Source organism: Arthrobacter sp. Ld5, assembly GCF_051172775.1.
GTDB lineage: Bacteria > Actinomycetota > Actinomycetes > Actinomycetales > Micrococcaceae > Arthrobacter_D.
Genome location: NZ_JBPKBO010000003.1, coordinates 226,973 through 244,509, shown reverse-complemented (window position 1 = coordinate 244,509; position 17,537 = coordinate 226,973). Strand labels below are relative to the sequence as shown.

Below are 17,537 nucleotides of genomic sequence, written 5' to 3'. Positions count from 1 at the left end.
GGGGTGGGTTCCGGTGTGGGGCTGGGCGAAGGCGACGGCGGTGCCGGGGGTTCGGACGGCGCAGGCGGTTCCGTGGGCTCCACCGAAGGAGGAGGCGGCACCACCGGGGCCGGCGTCGGCGAAGGTGGCTTCTTCTCCGTCATCGGTCGCGTCGTCGCAGGCGTTGCCGGGGGTGTCGTCGCCGGAGGGGGCGTCGTCTCCCGCCGCAGGGTCGGCGCGGGGCCCGTCGGCTCCGGATCGGGGGCCGGACCGGTCCGGGTGGGGGAGACCACGCCGGGGCTCCCGGGGGCCTGCGGAACCTCGCAGCCGGTGGCGCCGACGTTGGGGCACACCTCCGCGGCCGACGCGGGCAGTGCGCCGAAGGTGAGGCCGCACAGCACGACCGCCGCGGCGGATACGCGCAGGTAGGAATGCTTGCTCACGGGGCTCCCAGAATCTCGACAGGCTGCTGACGTCTGCAGGTCACATTACCCCGTGGAGCGCCGCCGAACCCACGGATCGTCCCCGGATCAGCGCTGCGGCAGGCGGTGCAGCTCGACGTCCAGATGCCCGGCATCGATGGTCGCGGTCATGAACGTGCAGTGCGGCTGGCGGCGGCGGTCCGTGGGGGAGCCGGGGTTGAGCAGGCGCAGTCCCGTCGACGCCCGCGTGTCCCAGGGGATATGGCTGTGTCCGAACACCAGGACGTCGACGTCGGGGTAGAGCGACGACATCCGTGCCTCCCGCCCCTGCTTCTGGCCCGTCTCGTGGACGACGGCGAGGCGGACGCCGTCGAGTTCGGCCCGTGCGACCAGGGGGAGCCGTGCCCGGAGGTCCCCGCCGTCGTTGTTCCCGTAGCAGGCGACGAGCCGTCGCGACCGGGCCTCGAGCGTGTCGAGGAGCGGCGCCTCGGTCCAGTCCCCGGCGTGGACGACGACGTCGGAGGCCCCGACCGCCTCCCACACCTCGCCGGGCAACTGCCGGGCCCGCTTCGGCAGATGGGTGTCGGCGAGGATCGTCAGGAGGAGGGGCATCCGGCCATTCTCCCGCGTGTCACCGGCCCCGTGACAAGCCGACGACGTTGTGCCATGCTTCCTAAGCACGCTTACCAATAGGGGCAGTCCATGAGGAGGCAGCAATGAACATCGACAAGGCGCAGATCATCGATCTGCTGAAGAGCCAGGGGAAGAACGACGACGCCGAGCGGGCGCAGTCCGAACTCCCCGACCAGGTGGATCCGGGGCAGCACGCGGACCTCCTCGCCAGGTTCGGCATCAATCCGAAGGACCTGCTGGGCAAGATCCCGGGCCTGGGCGGCTTCGGGAACTAGGGGCGCCCCGCGGGCCGTCGCCATCAACGATCGAAGGAGCCAGTCGTGGATACGAGTCAAGTGGTGTGGATCGTCGTCGGGATCATCGTCGTCCTGGCCGTCATCGCCGTGATCGCTATGCTCGCCCGGAAGCGAGGGGCGGCGCAGCGCCAGCACCGGGAGGAACAAGATCGGCAGCGCGCGGCCGAGATGCGCGAGAAGGCGCAGGCCACCGAGCTCGAGGCACGCGAGCGGGAGGCCAAGGCGTCGATGGCGGAGGCCGAAGCCGAGCGGGCCGAGGTCGAGGCCGAGAAGCTCCGCCGGCAGGCCCAGGAGCGCCAGACCGACGCGCAGGGACTGCGCGAGACCGTGACGCACCATCATCAGGAGGCCGACTCGATCGACCCGGACGCCGCCCGGCGGGACGATCCGCGCTCCGGACGCTGACCTCCCGGGGAAGGGAGCCCGCCTCGACGGCGGGCTCCCTTTCTGCATTCCCTGCCCGACACCGGACGGCATCGATCACGCCGACGCGGGCGGCGACCAGCACTGCGGGGTGTCGTGGACGTGGGTCGACCACGGTGCAACCCGGCGGCGGTGCCCTATTCGCCGTCGCCGGCCGGACCTTCCATGCCGGACGGCTCCGGGAAATGGGCCTCGGGTCCGGGCGCGGAGACGCCTGTGTAGGCCCGGCCCGTATCGCCGGCACGCAGGACGGCGGGATCGTTGTAGACGGACTGCTCACCGTCGTCGCCCGCGAGGAACGCGGCCACCGCACCCGGCGCGACTGCGGCTCCGGCGATCGCGCCAGGGATGCGCGAGGCCCCCGGGTCCGGGGAGGGGTCCGGCACCAGCTCGATCCGGATCGGTACGCTCGTGCCTTCGTCCTGCGCCATGGTGTCCTCCCTTGCCGGGGCGATCCCTTCGTCGTCCGATCATCCTTCGTCCGGTGCCGTTGTCAAGGGATGGCGGCCCCGGTCCGTGCCGGGTCCGGTGTCCCGGCTCCTCCGGCGAGTCGGCCCCTCCTCCGGACGGGCGCAGCCCATAGCCCATCGGACGTCCCGCCGCCAGTGTGAGGGACACGATAACGACGGCCGGCGGTGCTTTGCGTTCGCCGCCCCATAGTTGAGCTATGGATCAATGGCAGGGACTCCTCGCTCAATGCGGCCGGAGCATGGGGTTCGATCGCGGGCACCGGCGCGCGGCGTATGCGCTGGCAGGTGTCGGTGTCTTCTGGGCCGTGGGGCTGTTCGGGGGTCTGCGGATCCTGCACGGCGCGTCATCACCCATGACCACCCTCGTGGTGCTGTACGTGATGCTCGCCGTCGTCGCGCTCTCCCTCGTGGTCGCGGCCGCCGCCGTGGCCGAACTGGGGCGGCAGGCGGCGGAGCGACGCCGACGCTAGGGGCGGGACCCCCGACGGGAGTTCGCGCAACCCCGTGAGCAGGCACGGCGCCGGCGGGCGACGACGGGTAGCGTGGGCAGCATGCTGACCATTCCCGAGAACTTCCCGCCCGCGTACATCCGCTATCTCGAGGCCCAGGACGAAGGCTTCGCCGAGACGGTGTTGATGGTCATGAAGCAGTCCGTCGCGGAAGGCAAGCACGGCATCCTGATCAGCGACCAGGCCCTCGATCGTGGGGCGGAGACGTCCAAGGAGGTCCCGTTCGGCGAGGTCGTCGAGGGAACCCGCTGACTCCTGCCCGCACCGCGACCCGGCCCCGCGCCGGGCGGAGGCGTCGGCCCTTCGGGTCGGCGCCTCCATCCGTTCCGGCCGAAGGCGTCGGTGCTAGGCCCCGGCGCCCGTCCGGTCGTCGGAGTCCGCACCCTCGGAGGGTTCCTCGGCGTGCACCCTGATATCCGCCGGGTCGGCGGCGGTGTCACCCTCTGCGGGGGCCTCGTTGTGGACCCGGTCGTCGTCGCGTGGATTCTCTGACATGCGCTCGTCCTTTCGTTTCCCGGGAGCACCGGCTCCCTTGGCGTCAGTCTACGGACCGGGATTCCCGTGCGGCGCGACCGGGGTCCGCATGACGCGCTGTCATCAGCAGGCTTACTATCGGGTGATGGAAGCCCTGGATACCGTTCCGCCGGTCGACCGCCCACGGGTGATCGCACGGTCTGCCGCCGTCGGCGTGCTGGCGGTCGTGCTCGGGGGAGGTGTCCACGTCCTGTCCGGGGGGTCGCTCCCGAGCCTTCCGATCCTCTGCGCCCTGGCGGCGCTCGCCGTCCTGACGGCGGCCCTCGCCGGGCTGGCGCGGATGCCGGGATGGGGTGTGCTGCTGCTGCTCGGTGCCGGGCAGCAGGTGCTCCACTGGCTCCTCGGCGGCCTGGCGGCAGGGGCCGTGACGCCGTCCGCCGGCCCGGCGGACCACCACGACGGCGCGGCCCCCGTCGGGTCGGCGCCCGCGCAGGGCCACTCCGCGGAAGTCATGCTGATGCTCCATACGCACCTGGCCGTCGCCCTCCTCCTGGGGTGGGCGGCCCCCCGCTCGGCGCAGTTCCGCGCATGGCTGGGCCGGCGCCTGCGGTCGGGTCGCCGGTCACCGACCGCGAAGGGCGCCCCGGTCGTGTGACGAGGGCGCCCTCCCGTGTGCTGGTGCCGGTCTAGTTGGCGCTCGCCGCACCGTCGTAGAACGGGTAGTCCGTGTATCCCTCCGCGCCCGTCGAGTAGAACGTGGCCGGGTTCGGCTCGTTCTCGGGCAGGTTCTCCCGCCAGCGACGGGCGAGGTCGGGGTTCGCGATGGCCGGACGGCCGACGACGACGGCGTCGCCCACCCCGTCCTCGAGGATGGCGATGGCTTCGTCGCGATTGGTGATCACGCCGAATCCGCTGTTGATGAGGACGGGGCCGCCGAACCGCGTGCGCAGGTCCTGGATCAGCTCGCCCGTGGGGTCGGCGTGCAGCACGCTCAGGTAGGCGAGCTTCATCGGGGCGAGGGCATCGACCAGCGTCCCGTAGGTGGTGTGGACATCGGCCGACTCCGTCTCGAGGGCGTCCTGGATGTTGTGCGCCGGGGAGATGCGCAGGCCGACCTTCTCCGCGCCGACCTCGGCCACGACGGCCGCGACGAGCTCGATCAGGAACCGCGCACGCTTCTCCGGCGATCCGCCGTAGGCGTCCTCGCGCTGGTTCGACTCCGGGGAGAGGAACTCGTGCAGCAGGTACCCGTTGGCGCCGTGCAGTTCGACGCCGTCGAACCCTGCGACGTCGATGGCCTTCCGGGAGGCGGTGACGAACTCCTCGATGACGCCGGGGAGCTCCTCGGTGGTGAGGGCATGCGGCACGGGGTAGGGCTGCTTGCCGGTGCGGGTGCGCGTCACGCCGTCGATCGCCACGGCGCTGGGGGCGACGACCTCGTATCCGCCGTTCGTGTCGGGGTGGGTGACCCGGCCCGCGTGCATGACCTGCGCGACGATCCGCCCGCCGTCGGCGTGGACCGCGTCCGTGACGCGCTTCCAGCCCGCCAGCTGCTCGTCCTCGACCAGGCCGGGCTGGCCCGGGAAGCCCTGGCCGGCATGGCTGGGGTAGGTGCCCTCGCTGACGATCAGGCCGAGGGAGGCACGCTGCCGGTAGTGCTCGACGACGAGATCACCGGGTATACCGGCGTCCCCCGAGCGGACCCGGGTGAGCGGCGCCATGACCACGCGGTTGGGGAGTTCGAGCGTGCCGAGCGTGAGGGGGGAGAACAGTTTCACGAGGTCCTACTTTCCGGTCGGGGTCTACTGGCGGCAACCGGGCGCCGCCGGGGCGTATTCCGGATGTGCGCCGCCTCACGGGACCGGACGCGACGAAGCCCCGGAGAGGACCCCGGGGCTTCGTGCGGCATCACGCGGTGAGCGCTACTCGCTGTCCTGCTCGTCGATCGCGCTCAGCGGTGAACCGCCGCGGTTCGCGGGATCGTCGCTGGCGTCCACCTCGTCGTCCTCCATCATGCCGAAGTCGACGTCGGCCGCCGCTTCGCCGAGCATCGGCTCCTCCGGCGGGTACTGCTCGTCGCCGTGCTCGTACCGGGCCTCGGAGGTCTCGGCGCGGAGGGTCTGGTCGCTGAGGACGCCCTCCTCGCCGATCACGGCGACCCCGTTCTCGTCGGCGACGGCACCGGCCGCCCCGGGCTCGTCCTGCAGCAGGGGATCCTCCTGCCAGCGATCCGGGTCGGCCTCCGCCGCGCCCTCGTAGCTGTCCGGCCGGCCCTCGAGGACCGGGTCGAAGGCCTCGGGGGCGAGCCCGTCGTTCGGCACCTCGGGCTCCTCGTCCATGATGGTCAGTTCCTCGTCGGGAAGGTTCTCGGTCATCTGCTCTGCCTTTCGTCGGTGCTGCGCATCGTCGATCATCAGCCTACTGATGATCCGGTCCGGGCGACAGTTCGCCCCGGGGCCCGGAGCGCGTCGGGGATCCGCCGGGGTCGGTCTAGACGTGATCGCGCCAGCTGTGCCGGGGTTCGTACCCCAGCAGGCGGCGCGCCCGCTCGATCGAGAGGAGCGTCTCGTGCTCGCCCACCTCGCGCGTCAGTGGCACCCCGGGGAAGACCTCGGCCGCCAGGTCCGCACTGGCGCGGCTCATGACGGTGTCGGCGGCCGCGATGATGAAGCGGTCGAAGCCCGGTGCCGCGTTCTCGAGGGCCTTCGCCACGGCCTGGGCCCCGTCCCGCCCGTCGATGTACCCCCACAGGTTCCACTTCCGGGCGGTGGCGTCCGCGTCGAAGGACGGGAACTCCGCGTAGTCCTCCGGGTCCATGACGTTCGAGAAGCGCAGCGCGGTGATGCTCAGCTGTGGATCCCAGCGCGTCAGCTCGATCGCCAGCTGCTCCTCGAGGTGCTTGACGAGGGAGTAGGTGCTCTCGGGCCGGGCCGGGTACTCCTCGTCCACCGGGATGTACGGGGGCGGGGTGTCGAACGGGAGTCCCAGGACGGTCTCGCTGGAGGCGTACACCACCCGCTTGATGCCGGCACGCCTGCAGGCCTGGAAGACGTTGTAGGTGGCGGCCATGTTGTTGTGGAACGTCGCCGCGTCCGCCTGCAGGCCGGGAGCCGGGATGGCCCCGAGGTGCACGACGGCGTCGAGGCCGGAGTGGCGGTCGTCCACGCCGAGGAGCGCGTCGACGACCTGCCCGTAGTCCCGCAGGTCGATGCGGAGGAACGTCGGGGTGCGCTCGCCGTGCTGGTCGAGCTCGAGGACGGTGTGTCCGGCCTCGCGCAGGCCGCGGACGACACTGCGCCCCAGCTTCCCGTTGGAGCCCGTGACGGCGACGTTCAGGGGACCGCTCGCGGACGCCATCAGACCGGCCGCGTCTCGGGGGAGACGGTCTTCGCGACGTCCGTCTCGGCGAGGTCGCCGATCGCGTCGTCGATGGCCTTCAGGACGTCGTCCTCGAGCGTCACGCCCGCGGCGACCGCGTTCGACTCCACCTGCTCCGGGCGGGAGGCGCCGATGATCGCCGAGGCGACGTTCTTGTTCTGCAGCACCCACGCGATGGCCAGCTGGGCCATCGTGAGGCCGACGCCGTCGGCGATCGGTGCGAGCCTCTGGACGCCCGTGAGTACCTCGTCGCTCATCCAGCGCTTGATCATGTCGGCGCCGCCCTTGTCGTCCGAGGCGCGCGTGCCCTGCTCCGGCTGGGCGCCCGGCCTGTACTTGCCGGTCAGCACGCCCTGCGCGACGGGCGACCAGACGATCTGCGACAGCCCGAGCTCCTCGGACGTCGGGACGACGTCGCCCTCGATGACACGCCACAGCATCGAGTACTGGGGCTGGTTGGAGATGAGCTGGAAGCCGAGATCCCTGGCGAGGGCATGGCCGTCGCGGATCTGCTGGGCCGTCCACTCGCTGACCCCGATGTACAGGGCCTTGCCCTGGCGCACGATGTCGGCGAACGCCTGCATCGTCTCCTCGAGGGGTGTTTCGTGGTCGTACCGGTGCGCCTGGTAGAGGTCCACGTAGTCGGTCTGCAGGCGCTGCAGCGATCCGTCGATCGACTCCATGATGTGCTTGCGGGACAGCCCGACGTCGTTGTGGCCCTTGGGCCCGGTGGGCCCCCACACCTTCGTGAAGATCTCGAGCGACTGGCGCCGCTCGCCCTTGAGGGCTTCGCCGAGGACCGTCTCCGCGGCGGTGTTCGCGTACACGTCCGCGGTGTCGAACGTGGTGATGCCGACGTCGAGCGCCGCACGCACGCACTGGGTGGCGACGTCGTTCTCCACCTGCGATCCGTGGGTGAGCCAGTTGCCGTACGTGATTTCCGAGATCTTGAAGCCGCTGTTGCCGAGGTATCTGAAGTCCATAGCGCCGATGCTAACCACCCGGACGGGCCGAGTACAGGAAACCCGGTTCCTGAGGCAACCAATGCGTCATACGACGTGGAGGGGTAGTGCGCAGCCGCTAGACTTGTGCGCGTCCTTCGGTAGCCACCACCAGTGAATGAGGAATCTTGGTCGACTTCAGCGCTCGCTTCGCCACCGGGACGGAGCAGCGGGATTGGGATTCGCTCGTGACCGCGAACCCCGGCGGGGGCAACATGCTCTCCTCCCTCGCGTTCGCGGAGGTGAAGTCCCACCACGGGTGGCGGCCGCGTTTCGTGGTCCTCGACGGCCCCGGGTACACCACCCACGCCCTCGTCCTGGAGAAGAAGGTTCCCGTCATCGGCGCCCTCTGGTACCTGATCAAGGGCCCGTCGGTCACCGAGGCGGCCCACGTGCCCGCCGCGGCACGCGCCGTCGCCGACCTCGCCCGCAGGGAGGGGCACAACGTCTTCGCGATCAAGGTGGAACCGGATCTCGTGGACGGCCAGGAGGTGCGGGAGGCGCTGCGGTCGGCGGGACTCGTCAAGACCTTCAACCTGCAGCCCAACGACAGCACGGCCGTCCTGGACACCACGCCGGACGAGAACCAGCTCCTCCGCAATCTCTCCTCGCGCGGCCGCAACGCCGTCCGCAGAGCCCTCCGGGAGGGCGTCGAGGTCCGGCGCATGGAGCCGACGCAGGAGACCTTCCAGGCGATGTACTCGCTCATGGCGCACATCGAGGACCGCTCGGCCGCGCGGATGCGCTCCTTCGAGTACTACAGCCGCTTCTGGCAGAACTTCGTCGACGCCGGGCAGGGCCGCTTCTACTTCGTGTACGAGGACGGTCAGCCCTCGGTCGGCGCCTTCGTGGTCAACTACGGCTCGAAGGGCACCTACAAGGACGGCGGGTCCCGTCCGGGCAGGACCCAGTACGGGGACTCGCATCTCGTGCAGTGGCAGGCCATCACGGACCTCAAGGACGAGTTCGGGATCGTCGAGTACGACTTCTGCGGCACCCCGCCGAGCGACCGGCTGAAGGACAAGGACCATCCGCACCACGGCCTGGGACTGTTCAAGACGAGTTTCACCAAGACCGTGACGGACTACGCCGGGTGTTACGACCTCGTCGTCAGCGGCTGGAAATATCGTGTGTGGAACACGATCGCGGAGCGTGTGGCGCGCCAGATCTACTGGCGACGCACGCATCAGCCGTTCTACTGAGCAAGGGCCCGCAGAGGGCGCGGTGATCGACGCATGAAAGGCCGCTGTGACAGACGGTTCGACCTCGGCGGATGGCGCCCAGCCCCCTGATCCGTCCCCCGTGGCGGAGGCGCTCCCGGTGATCCGGCGCCCCTTCGACCCGTCCGACGACGAGAAGCGGAAGCTGGCGGCCGGCACGGGAGGAGCCGGCAGGAAGGGCACCAGGCCCGCGGCGCCGCCGAAGCGCCCGGCGTCGGAACAGAGGAGCCCGCGGGCGGGCCGCCAGCGGCAGCCCGTCACGACGCCCACGGATGCGCTGCCCACGACCCCGCGGAGCGTCCCGTCGTCGAGCCGGTCCAACGCGGCGGCCCGCAACGTGCTCCGCCGCCTCGTGCAGGGCGAGGCGCCACCCACCCAGGCCATGAGCATCGTCGAGCGACTCGCCGGCAGCCCCTACGCGAACCCCACGATCCAGGTCGCCGGCCCCGACGCCGGTGCCCGCAAGGCCCTCGACTTCGCCCTGAACCTCGCCGAGACCATGTTCCGGTACGGCGCGGGCGCCCTCGAGGTGGAGACGAGCATCATCGCGGTCACGGCAGCCTTCGGCCTCGACCACATCGAAGTGGACATCACCAACCAGTCGGTGATCATCAACTACTCCGCGAAGGACCAGACGCCTACGACGGTGCTGCGGGTGGTCCGCTCGTGGACGAACAACTATGCGGGACTCACGGCCATCCACCGGCTCGTCTCCGACATCGCCGACGGCGGGGTCTCCCGGACCGAGGCCGCCCAGCGGCTCGAGGAGATCACCCACCGGCCCAAACCCTTCCCCCGCTGGATGGTGACCGCCGCGTTCGGCATCTTCTCGGCGGCGATCGTGGCGTTCGTCGGCGGGACCCTGCTGGGTTCGCTCGTGGGCTTCATCAGCTGCATCCTGGTCGACCTGGTCAGCCGCAAGCTGGGGGAGTGGCGCGTACCCGAGTTCTTCTCCGTCGCCACGTCGGCCGCGCTGGTCACCCTGATCGCGATGCTGTTCTGGTGGCTGCAGGTGCCCATCACCCCGGCGCTGGTGGTGGTGGGCGGCATCCTGCTGCTCCTGCCCACCGGCCGCCTCGTCTCGGCCACCCAGGACGCCATCAACGGGTTCCCGGTCACGGCCGCGGGCCGGTACCTCTCGGCGATCCTCGTCTTCGCAGCCCTCGTGTCCGGCATCGCCGTCGCCCTGGTCGCCGGAGCGGCCCTCGGGATCCCCGAGCTCGACGTGTTCGAATCGACCGGCAACCTGTACCCGTGGCCCGTGGTGGCGGCGCTGACGTTCGTGGCGGTGGCCATGATCTGCATCGCGGAACAGACCGACGTGAAGCTCGTGGTCCCCACGTCGCTCGTCGCCGTCGCCGGGTACCTCCTGATGGTCGCCGCCGTTGCAGCGGGCGTCGGGTACCGGCTGGCGCCGGCCCTCGCGGCGATCCTGATCGGCGCGCTCTCGCGGGTCGTGGCGCTCCGGCTCGGCGCACCCCAGCTCGTCGTCGCCGTTCCCGCCGTACTGTTCCTCTACCCCGGACTGTCCATCTTCCGCTCGATGTACATGCTGACCACCGAATCGGAGATCGCCTCCGACGGCGCGCTCGGCCTCTTCAACGCCCTGACCGTGGTGCTCGCGATCGCCGCGGGGGTGGTCCTCGGTGACAATCTGGCGCGACCGTTCACGCGCAAGCTCAGCACCGACGAGCGGCAGCGGAACCGGCGCCGGTAGCCGGGCACCTCGCCGCCGCGGCGCGACGGCACGCGGGTCCGACGTCGGCCGGCGTCCGTCAGGCGTCGGGCCGGGCGTGGCCCTCCGACCGCGTGCGCGTCCAGTCGATGGGACCGGCGCCCTGCCGGGCCAGGAGCTCGTTGGTGCGGGTGAAGGGCCGGGACCCGAAGAAGCCCCGGGAAGCCGAGAGCGGGCTGGGGTGCGCCGACTCGATCGTGGGCGTGGTGCCGAGCAGCGGCTTCAGGCGGAGCGCGTCCTTGCCCCACAGGATGGCCACGAGCGGCCCGCCGCGCGCCACGAGCGCGCGGATGGCGGCTCCGGTCACCTCCTCCCACCCCCACCCACGGTGCGACGCCGCCTCGCCGGCGCGGACGGTCAGCACGCGGTTGAGCAGGAGGACGCCCTGCTCGGCCCACCCGGAGAGGTCACCCGACGCAGGCGGCTGCGCGCCCGTGTCGGCGGCGAGCTCGCGGTAGATGTTCCCGAGGCTCCGGGGAATCGGCCGGGTCCGCGGATCGACGGCGAAGCTGAGCCCGACGGCGTGGCCGATCGTCGGGTAGGGATCCTGCCCCACGATGACCACCCGGACGCTGTCCAGCGGGGTGGTGAAGGCACGGAGGATCAGGGACGCGTCCGGCAGGACCCGTCGCCCGGCGTCGAGTTCGTCCGTCAGGGACGCCGCGAGGCGGTGGAGGACCGGCTCCACCGGCCCGAGCGCCGCCGCCCAGTCGGCGGACACCAGGTCCCCGATCCGGGCCGGAGCGGCGAAGGGGAAGGCGGGCGTCCCCTGCGCCTGCCGGACGCCGTTCCCGGAGCCGGTGGCGCCGGTCGCGTCGTCCGCAGGGGTGTCCGGCAGGTCGAACAGGGTGGGGTCGCCAGGGATCATGACCCTATTCTCGCCCGGGCGGACGGAGGGGGCCGTCCGAATGACAGTGGTGTGGTTCCCTACTACCATGGGGTGACAGTTATGCCCGCTGACGGAAGGCGACAGGGGAAATGGCCGAGCCACAGCGGCATTCGGACGACGCGACGTCCGGGACGGACGACCGGCTGACCCTGGGCGACCGCGAGCAGCGGATGCTCGCCCTCGAACGCGAATGGTGGAAGTACTCCGGGGCAAAGGAGCAGGCCATCCGTGATCTCTTCAGCATGTCCGCCACCCACTACTACCAGGCGCTCAATGCGCTTATCGACACCGAGGCGGCCCTCGCCCACGATCCGATGCTCGTCAAGAGACTGCGGCGCCTCCGGTCCACCCGTCAGAAGGCGCGCTCCGCCCGCCGGCTCGGCGCGGACATCTAGCACGTCCCGCCATCCCCGACGAGCGAAGGACCACCTCCACCCATGACCGATCACCCGCGGGACGAATTCGACGGCGTCCCGGCATCGTCCGCGCGCCAGGGGGTCCACCGCGAACGGCTCGTCCCGGCACGCTCCAGCGGGCTCGCACTCAAGATCGCCGTCGGGATCCTGGCCCTCCTGATCGGCCTGGCCGCGTTCTTCCTCCTTCCCCGTCTCGGCTTCCCGGGCGGAAGCGACGGCCTGGCGCCGCCGTCGAGCCCCGCCACCGCGACGGAGGGCGGCCGGGCGACGGCGGGCCCCTCGGGTGCGGCGTCCGCCGGTCCGACGGGCGGGCCGAGCGGGACGGCGACCGCCGATGCGTCCTCCGACACCGCGGACCGGGCCCAGACCGTCAATGTCCTCAACGGCACGGGTTCGCCGGGGCTGGCGACGGTGGCGGCAGCGCGGCTGTCGTCGGCCGGCTGGACGTCCGCCCTCCCCGGGAACTGGGCGGGCGCCCCCGTGGATGCCTCCGTCGTCTTCTACAACGGGGAGGACCAGCGTGCCGACGCGGAAGCCGTGGCTGCGGACCTCGACATCGCGAACCTCGTCGAGAGCGCCGACATCTCGCCGGCCATCTCGGTGGTCCTCGGTCCGGACTTCCAGTAGCAGGAGGGCGCGGGGGCCGTGCCGGTCCGGGGGCCTGCAGCGCGCCGGGGCGGCAGGGTCCGTGGCCCTGCCGCCCCTCTGGGCGGCCCCTCCACGGTGCCTGCTGCTAGACCCGGGATGAGACGCACCACGAGTGCACCCTCTGCCGCGACGCCCGGGTTAGGGAACAAAGACCCCTGATGAAGTTCTCTCAGGGCGGCGGTGTCTCGCGCCCGCACGGGGTTCGGCGGGGCTCGGGCGAGCCCGGGGCGGCGCCGGCTCACGGCGCCGGGGCGACGTGACGAGCGCCGTCGGACGGGTTGCACTCGGACGGTGGGAGTGCTAATTATGGAGTTAGCACTCGCGCGCGCAGACTGCTAAAAGTGTGCGTGGCGCGTGAAGCAGGCAAACCTCTGTGGTGGGGGTGGGGCAGGAGCGTGAAAGAGATCGTTCCGGCACCATCCGGCCGTCGCGGGCACCACACGCAGGCAAGCATTCACATGCTGAAATGCAACCGTCCCGAAAGGACCTAAGCCGTTATGGCCAAGATCATTTCTTTTGATGAAGAGGCCCGCCGCGGCCTCGAGCGGGGCCTCAACATCCTCGCTGACGCCGTCAAGGTGACACTCGGCCCCCGTGGCCGCAACGTCGTGCTCGAGAAGAAGTGGGGTGCCCCCACCATCACCAACGACGGCGTGTCCATCGCCAAGGAGATCGAACTCGACGACCCGTTCGAGAAGATCGGTGCCGAGCTCGTCAAGGAGGTCGCCAAGAAGACCGACGACGTCGCAGGCGACGGAACCACCACCGCCACCGTGCTCGCCCAGGCCCTGGTCAAGGAAGGCCTGCGCAACGTCGCGGCCGGCGCCGACCCCCTGAGCCTCAAGCGCGGCATCGAGAAGGCCGTCCAGGCCGTCACCGAGGAGCTGCTCGCCTCCGCCAAGGAGATCGAGACCAAGGAGCAGATCGCTGCCACGGCCTCCATCTCGGCCGGTGACGACGAGATCGGCGCCCTGATCGCCGAGGCCCTCGACAAGGTGGGCAAGGAAGGCGTCATCACCGTCGAGGAGTCCAACACCTTCGGGCTGGAGCTCGAGCTCACCGAGGGCATGCGCTTCGACAAGGGCTACATCTCGGGCTACTTCGTCACCGACGCGGAGCGCCAGGAGACGGTCCTCGAGGATCCCTACATCCTCATCGTGAACTCGAAGATCAGCAACGTGAAGGATCTCGTCGCCGTCCTCGAGAAGGTCATGCAGTCGGGCAAGCCGCTGCTCATCATCGCCGAGGACATCGAGGGCGAAGCCCTCGCCACCCTGGTGGTCAACAAGATCCGCGGCACCTTCAAGTCCGTCGCCGTCAAGGCCCCGGGCTTCGGTGACCGTCGCAAGGCGCAGCTCGCCGACATCGCCATCCTCACCGGTGGCCAGGTCATCGCCGAGGAGGTCGGCCTCAAGCTCGAGACCGCCACCCTCGACCTGCTCGGCACGGCCCGCAAGGTCGTCGTCACCAAGGACGAGACCACCATCGTCGAGGGTGCCGGCGACGCCGACGCCATCGCCGGACGCGTGGCCCAGATCCGCGCCGAGATCGACAACTCCGACTCCGACTACGACCGCGAGAAGCTGCAGGAGCGCCTGGCCAAGCTGGCCGGCGGCGTTGCAGTCATCAAGGCCGGCGCCGCAACGGAGGTCGAACTCAAGGAGCGCAAGCACCGCATCGAGGACGCCGTCCGCAACGCGAAGGCCGCCGTCGAGGAAGGCATCGTCGCCGGTGGTGGCGTGGCCCTCATCCAGGCCGGCGCCAAGGCATTCGCGAACCTCGAGCTCACGGGCGACGAGGCGACCGGCGCGAACATCGTCCGCGTCGCCATCGACGCACCGCTGAAGCAGATCGCCTTCAACGCCGGCCTCGAGCCCGGCGTCGTCGTCGACAAGGTCCGCGGCCTGCCCGCCGGCCACGGCCTGAACGCGGCCACCGGCGAGTACGAGGACCTCCTCGCCGCCGGGGTCAACGATCCCGTGAAGGTCACCCGCTCGGCCCTGCAGAACGCAGCGTCGATCGCGGGCCTGTTCCTCACCACCGAGGCCGTCGTGGCCGACAAGCCGGAGAAGGCAGCCCCTGCCGGCGGCGGCGACGACATGGGTGGCATGGGCGGCATGGGCGGCTTCTAGTCCCCACCGCCTGCGCGGCACCCGCGCAGTGCAGACCACAGGGCGGCACTCCCGGACACGGGGGTGCCGCCCTGTGTGTGTCCGGTCGGCGTGCGGAGCCCGCGGCGGAACCGACGGCAGCACCCCGGGCGGTTCAGCCCATGAACATCCGGGCGTTGCTCTGCTCGGCGTCGGCATACTGCTGCGTGGCGATGGTGAGGGCCTGGTTGATGCCGGTCAGCGACTCCTCGACCTGCTGCTGCGTGGCCCGCCACTGCAGGATGAGCTGCTGGAAATTGGTGGCCGCCTGCCCCGTCCAGAGGCCCTCGAGTTCACGCAGCCCCGCCTGCATGGAGTTCACCTCCGCCTGCAGCCTCCCGATGGTGCCCTGGACCTGACCGCTCTTGGCGGCCAGGCTGTCGGTGTCTACGTTGAAGAATGCCATGCCGTGCTCCCGTGATCGCGCTTCCTTGACGCCGTCGACGCTAGGGCACGGACCGGGACGATCAGCGGGCGTCCCTGCGCTTGTGGACAACGGGCTTGGTCGGCGGGGCCTGTGGAGGAGTGATGGAGTTCGAGGGGACCGGGTGGTGATCGGAGCCCGGGGGCCGGGGGGCGTCCGGTACCGGCTCGCCCGACGCCTCGTCGGGAGCCTCGCCCGACGCCTCGGCCGCGTCGTCGGCGACGTCGTCCTGGACCTGTGTGTCCGCACCGGTGGTCTCCCCGTCCAGGGGGACGTGGGGCAGGCGGATGGACAGGGTGGCGCCGCCGCCCGGCGTCTCCTCGAGCCGGACCGTGCCGTCGTGCTGGGCCACGAGCGCGGCGACGATCGCGAGCCCGAGGCCCGTCCCCCCGGTCTCGCGGTGACGGGATGTGTCCGCCCGGTAGAACCGCTCGAAGACCTTGGCGGCGTCGTCCTCGGAGATCCCGGGGCCGTGGTCGCGCACCTCGAGGACGGAATCGCTGTGCCCGTGCAGCACCGGTGCGACACCCACCGCGATCTCGATGGGAGACCCGGCGGGTGTGTAGCGCAGCGCGTTGGTCATCAGGTTCGCCACGACCTGCCGGAGCCGGGCCTCGTCCCCCCGGGTCGGGGCGGAGCGGGGTGTGCCGCCGTCGAGCCCGATGACGGAGATGGTGCGATCCGGGGCGGTGGCGCGCGCGTCGAAGGCCGCGTCGTGGCCGAGCACCGTGAGGTCCACGGGCTTCACGTCGGGGCGGCGCTGCTCGTCGATCCGCGCGAGCGTCAGCAGGTCCTCGACCAGCTGGCCCATGCGGATCGCCTCGCTCTCGATCCGGCCCATCGCCGCAGCGACGTCCTCGTCCTTCTGCAGGGCGCCATGCCGGTACAGCTCCGAGTAGCCGCGGATGGTGACGAGCGGCGTCCGCAGCTCGTGGGACGCGTCGGCGACGAACCGCCGCATCTTGGTCTCCGACGCGGTGCGGGCGGCGAGGGCCCGCTCGATGTGCGCGAGCATCGCGTTCAGGGACCGCGAGAGGCGCCCGATCTCCGAGGCCGGGCGCTCGACGGCCACGCGTCGGGAGAGGTCGCCGGTCGCGATCGCCGCCGCCGTCCGCTCCACCCGGGCGAGCGGGGCGAACTGGCGTGTCACCGTCACGAAGGCGATGAGCGAGGCGAGGGCCGTCGTGACGACGCCGGAGGTGAAGATGATCTCCTTCGCCTCCTGCAGGGATTCGTTCACCGTGTTCAGGCGGGAGGCGATCGCCAGGTACCCCTCGGTGTTCGCGAACCGGAAGACCCGCACCCGCCACTCCTGGCTGTCGGGGTCCGTGCTGGGCACGTCGAAGCCGGCGCCGTCGAGGCCGATGATGCGTTCCTGCGTCATGCCCCCGAGATCGGGCACGTCGGCGGCGTCGTCGGACTGGTTGGCCACCACCACGTCGCCGTCGCTGTCGAGCAGGGCGGCGTAGTACCTCAGGACGGCGCCGTCGGCCTGGGGTTCGGTGGAGTAGATGTCGTTCGCGACGGTCCTGGCGTTGTTCCACAGGTCCTGGTCGACGCGGTCCACCAGCCCGTTGCGCAGGAGGGAGACCGTGGCGAGGCCGGTGATGCCCACCGTGACGATCATCAGGAGCATGATGATCGCCACGAGTTGCGAGCGGAGGGACGCCGCGTTCCAACGCTTGATCAAGTTGCCGGTGCTACCGCTTGTCGGCGGTGCGCAGGAGATAGCCCACCCCGCGCTTGGTCTGGATCAGGGCGACGGCGTCCGGGTTCCGGTCGATCTTGCGCCGCAGGTAGGAGATGTAGGACTCGACGATCGACGCGTCGCCGTTGAAGTCGTACTCCCAGACGTGGTCCAGGATCTGGGCCTTGGACAGGACGCGGTTCGGGTTCATCATGAGGTACCGCAGGAGCTTGAACTCGGTGGGCGAGAGGTCGATCGTCTCCCCGTTGCGCCGGACCTCGTGTGCGTCGTCGTCGAGTTCCAGGTCGGCGACGCGGATCACGGCGTCGTCGTCCTCGAGCGGGTGCGTCCGGCGCAGCACGGCGCGGATGCGCGCCACCACCTCGTCGAGGCTGAACGGCTTCGTGACGTAGTCGTCGCCGCCGACCGTGAGGCCCGTGACCTTGTCGTCGGTGTCGTCCCGCGCCGTCAGGAAGACGACGGGGAAGTGGCGGCCGGCGGCGCGGAGCCGCCGCGTGACGGTGAAGCCGTCCATGTCGGGGAGCATCACGTCGAGTACGGCGAGGTCCGGGTTGTGCGTCTCGGCGGCGGCGAGGGCCTCCCGCCCGTTGGCGGCGGCGACGACGTCGAAACCGGCGAAGCGCAGCGACGTCGACAGGAGTTCGCGGATGTTCGGTTCGTCGTCGACGACCAGCAGTTTCGCTTCAGGGCCTGTTTTCTTCACCCTCCCAGTATCCTCGGGATGCCTGAGAATTGGCTGGACCCTCCCTGAAGGACTGCTCG

The 17,537-nt window shown here is 70.7% G+C and carries 21 protein-coding genes and 1 pseudogene; 11 read left to right on the top strand and 11 right to left on the bottom strand.

The genetic code is table 11. The features are described 5' to 3' along the window. A pseudogene (locus ACSGDB_RS02450) lies at positions 1-408 on the top strand (hypothetical protein); the annotation flags it as partial. Positions 409-509: 101 nt separating this feature from the next. Here ACSGDB_RS02450 and ACSGDB_RS02445 read toward each other — a convergent pair. Further along, entirely contained in the window at positions 510-1,013 is a 504-nt protein-coding gene (locus ACSGDB_RS02445) for a metallophosphoesterase family protein (RefSeq protein ID WP_434992570.1), read from the bottom strand. A 104-nt stretch (positions 1,014-1,117) separates the two neighbouring features. Here ACSGDB_RS02445 and ACSGDB_RS02440 point away from each other — a divergent pair, with 104 nt between their 5' ends. Both ACSGDB_RS02440 and ACSGDB_RS02435 read left to right on the top strand, forming a co-directional pair. Beyond that, positions 1,118-1,309 (top strand): hypothetical protein, encoded by a 192-nt coding sequence (locus tag ACSGDB_RS02440; protein ID WP_434992568.1) that lies wholly within the window; start codon positions 1,118-1,120, stop codon positions 1,307-1,309. Positions 1,310-1,354: 45 nt separating this feature from the next. Further along, a complete protein-coding gene (locus ACSGDB_RS02435) occupies positions 1,355-1,735 on the top strand; it encodes a hypothetical protein (RefSeq protein WP_434992565.1) in 381 nt (126 codons plus the stop codon). A gap of 155 nt (positions 1,736-1,890) precedes the next feature. Here ACSGDB_RS02435 and ACSGDB_RS02430 read toward each other — a convergent pair whose 3' ends face one another. Beyond that, positions 1,891-2,184, bottom strand: a complete 294-nt coding sequence (locus ACSGDB_RS02430) for a hypothetical protein (protein ID WP_434992564.1) — start codon at positions 2,182-2,184, stop codon at positions 1,891-1,893. A gap of 236 nt (positions 2,185-2,420) precedes the next feature. On the opposite strand from ACSGDB_RS02430, the gene ACSGDB_RS02425 reads away from it, so the two are divergent. Together ACSGDB_RS02425 and ACSGDB_RS02420 are read left to right on the top strand one after the other, a co-directional pair. Then, positions 2,421-2,693, top strand: a complete 273-nt coding sequence (locus tag ACSGDB_RS02425) for a hypothetical protein (RefSeq protein WP_434992562.1) — start codon at positions 2,421-2,423, stop codon at positions 2,691-2,693. 81 nt (positions 2,694-2,774) lie between these two features. Then, a complete protein-coding gene (locus tag ACSGDB_RS02420) occupies positions 2,775-2,984 on the top strand; it encodes a hypothetical protein (RefSeq protein WP_434992560.1) in 210 nt (69 codons plus the stop codon). A 93-nt stretch (positions 2,985-3,077) separates the two neighbouring features. On the opposite strand, the gene ACSGDB_RS02415 is transcribed toward ACSGDB_RS02420, so the two are convergent. Next, entirely contained in the window at positions 3,078-3,227 is a 150-nt protein-coding gene (locus tag ACSGDB_RS02415; protein WP_434992559.1) for a hypothetical protein, read from the bottom strand. Between the two features lie 124 nt (positions 3,228-3,351). Between ACSGDB_RS02415 and ACSGDB_RS02410 the strand changes: the two genes are divergently transcribed. Beyond that, positions 3,352-3,861, top strand: coding sequence for a hypothetical protein (locus ACSGDB_RS02410; RefSeq protein ID WP_434992557.1), 510 nt, complete (start codon positions 3,352-3,354; stop codon positions 3,859-3,861). Between the two features lie 31 nt (positions 3,862-3,892). Here the strand turns inward: ACSGDB_RS02410 and ACSGDB_RS02405 are convergent, their stop codons facing one another. From ACSGDB_RS02405 to ACSGDB_RS02390, 4 genes are all read right to left on the bottom strand, one after another. Further along, complete coding sequence (locus ACSGDB_RS02405) at positions 3,893-4,984, bottom strand: alkene reductase (protein WP_434992555.1); 1,092 nt, start codon at positions 4,982-4,984, stop codon at positions 3,893-3,895. 144 nt (positions 4,985-5,128) lie between these two features. Beyond that, positions 5,129-5,581, bottom strand: a complete 453-nt coding sequence (locus ACSGDB_RS02400) for a hypothetical protein (protein ID WP_434992553.1) — start codon at positions 5,579-5,581, stop codon at positions 5,129-5,131. A gap of 115 nt (positions 5,582-5,696) precedes the next feature. Then, complete coding sequence (locus ACSGDB_RS02395; protein WP_434992579.1) at positions 5,697-6,542, bottom strand: NAD-dependent epimerase/dehydratase family protein; 846 nt, start codon at positions 6,540-6,542, stop codon at positions 5,697-5,699. Positions 6,543-6,562: 20 nt separating this feature from the next. Continuing rightward, complete coding sequence (locus tag ACSGDB_RS02390) at positions 6,563-7,567, bottom strand: aldo/keto reductase family protein (RefSeq protein WP_434992552.1); 1,005 nt, start codon at positions 7,565-7,567, stop codon at positions 6,563-6,565. 146 nt (positions 7,568-7,713) lie between these two features. Between ACSGDB_RS02390 and ACSGDB_RS02385 the strand changes: the two genes are divergently transcribed. Beyond that, positions 7,714-8,787 carry a lipid II:glycine glycyltransferase FemX gene (locus ACSGDB_RS02385; protein ID WP_434992551.1) on the top strand — a complete coding sequence of 358 codons (1,074 nt, stop codon included), beginning with the start codon at positions 7,714-7,716 and terminating at the stop codon, positions 8,785-8,787. A 46-nt stretch (positions 8,788-8,833) separates the two neighbouring features. Next, positions 8,834-10,522 carry a threonine/serine exporter family protein gene (locus ACSGDB_RS02380; protein ID WP_434992550.1) on the top strand — a complete coding sequence of 563 codons (1,689 nt, stop codon included), beginning with the start codon at positions 8,834-8,836 and terminating at the stop codon, positions 10,520-10,522. Between the two features lie 58 nt (positions 10,523-10,580). Here ACSGDB_RS02380 and ACSGDB_RS02375 read toward each other — a convergent pair whose 3' ends face one another. Continuing rightward, complete coding sequence (locus ACSGDB_RS02375; RefSeq protein WP_434992548.1) at positions 10,581-11,408, bottom strand: uracil-DNA glycosylase; 828 nt, start codon at positions 11,406-11,408, stop codon at positions 10,581-10,583. A 110-nt stretch (positions 11,409-11,518) separates the two neighbouring features. Here ACSGDB_RS02375 and ACSGDB_RS02370 point away from each other — a divergent pair, with 110 nt between their 5' ends. The 3 genes from ACSGDB_RS02370 (at position 11,519) to groL (ending at position 14,625) form a co-directional block, all read left to right on the top strand. After that, positions 11,519-11,824: a DUF3263 domain-containing protein gene (locus tag ACSGDB_RS02370; RefSeq protein WP_434992547.1), complete on the top strand. Its 306-nt coding sequence runs from the start codon at positions 11,519-11,521 to the stop codon at positions 11,822-11,824. A gap of 42 nt (positions 11,825-11,866) precedes the next feature. Continuing rightward, positions 11,867-12,472: a LytR C-terminal domain-containing protein gene (locus tag ACSGDB_RS02365; RefSeq protein ID WP_434992546.1), complete on the top strand. Its 606-nt coding sequence runs from the start codon at positions 11,867-11,869 to the stop codon at positions 12,470-12,472. 518 nt (positions 12,473-12,990) lie between these two features. Then, positions 12,991-14,625: a chaperonin GroEL gene (groL, locus tag ACSGDB_RS02360; RefSeq protein ID WP_434992545.1), complete on the top strand. Its 1,635-nt coding sequence runs from the start codon at positions 12,991-12,993 to the stop codon at positions 14,623-14,625. Positions 14,626-14,758: 133 nt separating this feature from the next. Here groL and ACSGDB_RS02355 read toward each other — a convergent pair whose 3' ends face one another. The 3 genes from ACSGDB_RS02355 to ACSGDB_RS02345 form a co-directional block, all read right to left on the bottom strand. Beyond that, positions 14,759-15,049, bottom strand: coding sequence for a WXG100 family type VII secretion target (locus tag ACSGDB_RS02355; RefSeq protein WP_434992544.1), 291 nt, complete (start codon positions 15,047-15,049; stop codon positions 14,759-14,761). Between the two features lie 61 nt (positions 15,050-15,110). Continuing rightward, positions 15,111-16,757, bottom strand: coding sequence for a sensor histidine kinase (locus ACSGDB_RS02350; protein WP_434992543.1), 1,647 nt, complete (start codon positions 16,755-16,757; stop codon positions 15,111-15,113). A gap of 10 nt (positions 16,758-16,767) precedes the next feature. Beyond that, positions 16,768-17,478: a response regulator transcription factor gene (locus ACSGDB_RS02345; protein ID WP_199278345.1), complete on the bottom strand. Its 711-nt coding sequence runs from the start codon at positions 17,476-17,478 to the stop codon at positions 16,768-16,770. Between the last annotated feature and the right edge of the window lie 59 nt (positions 17,479-17,537).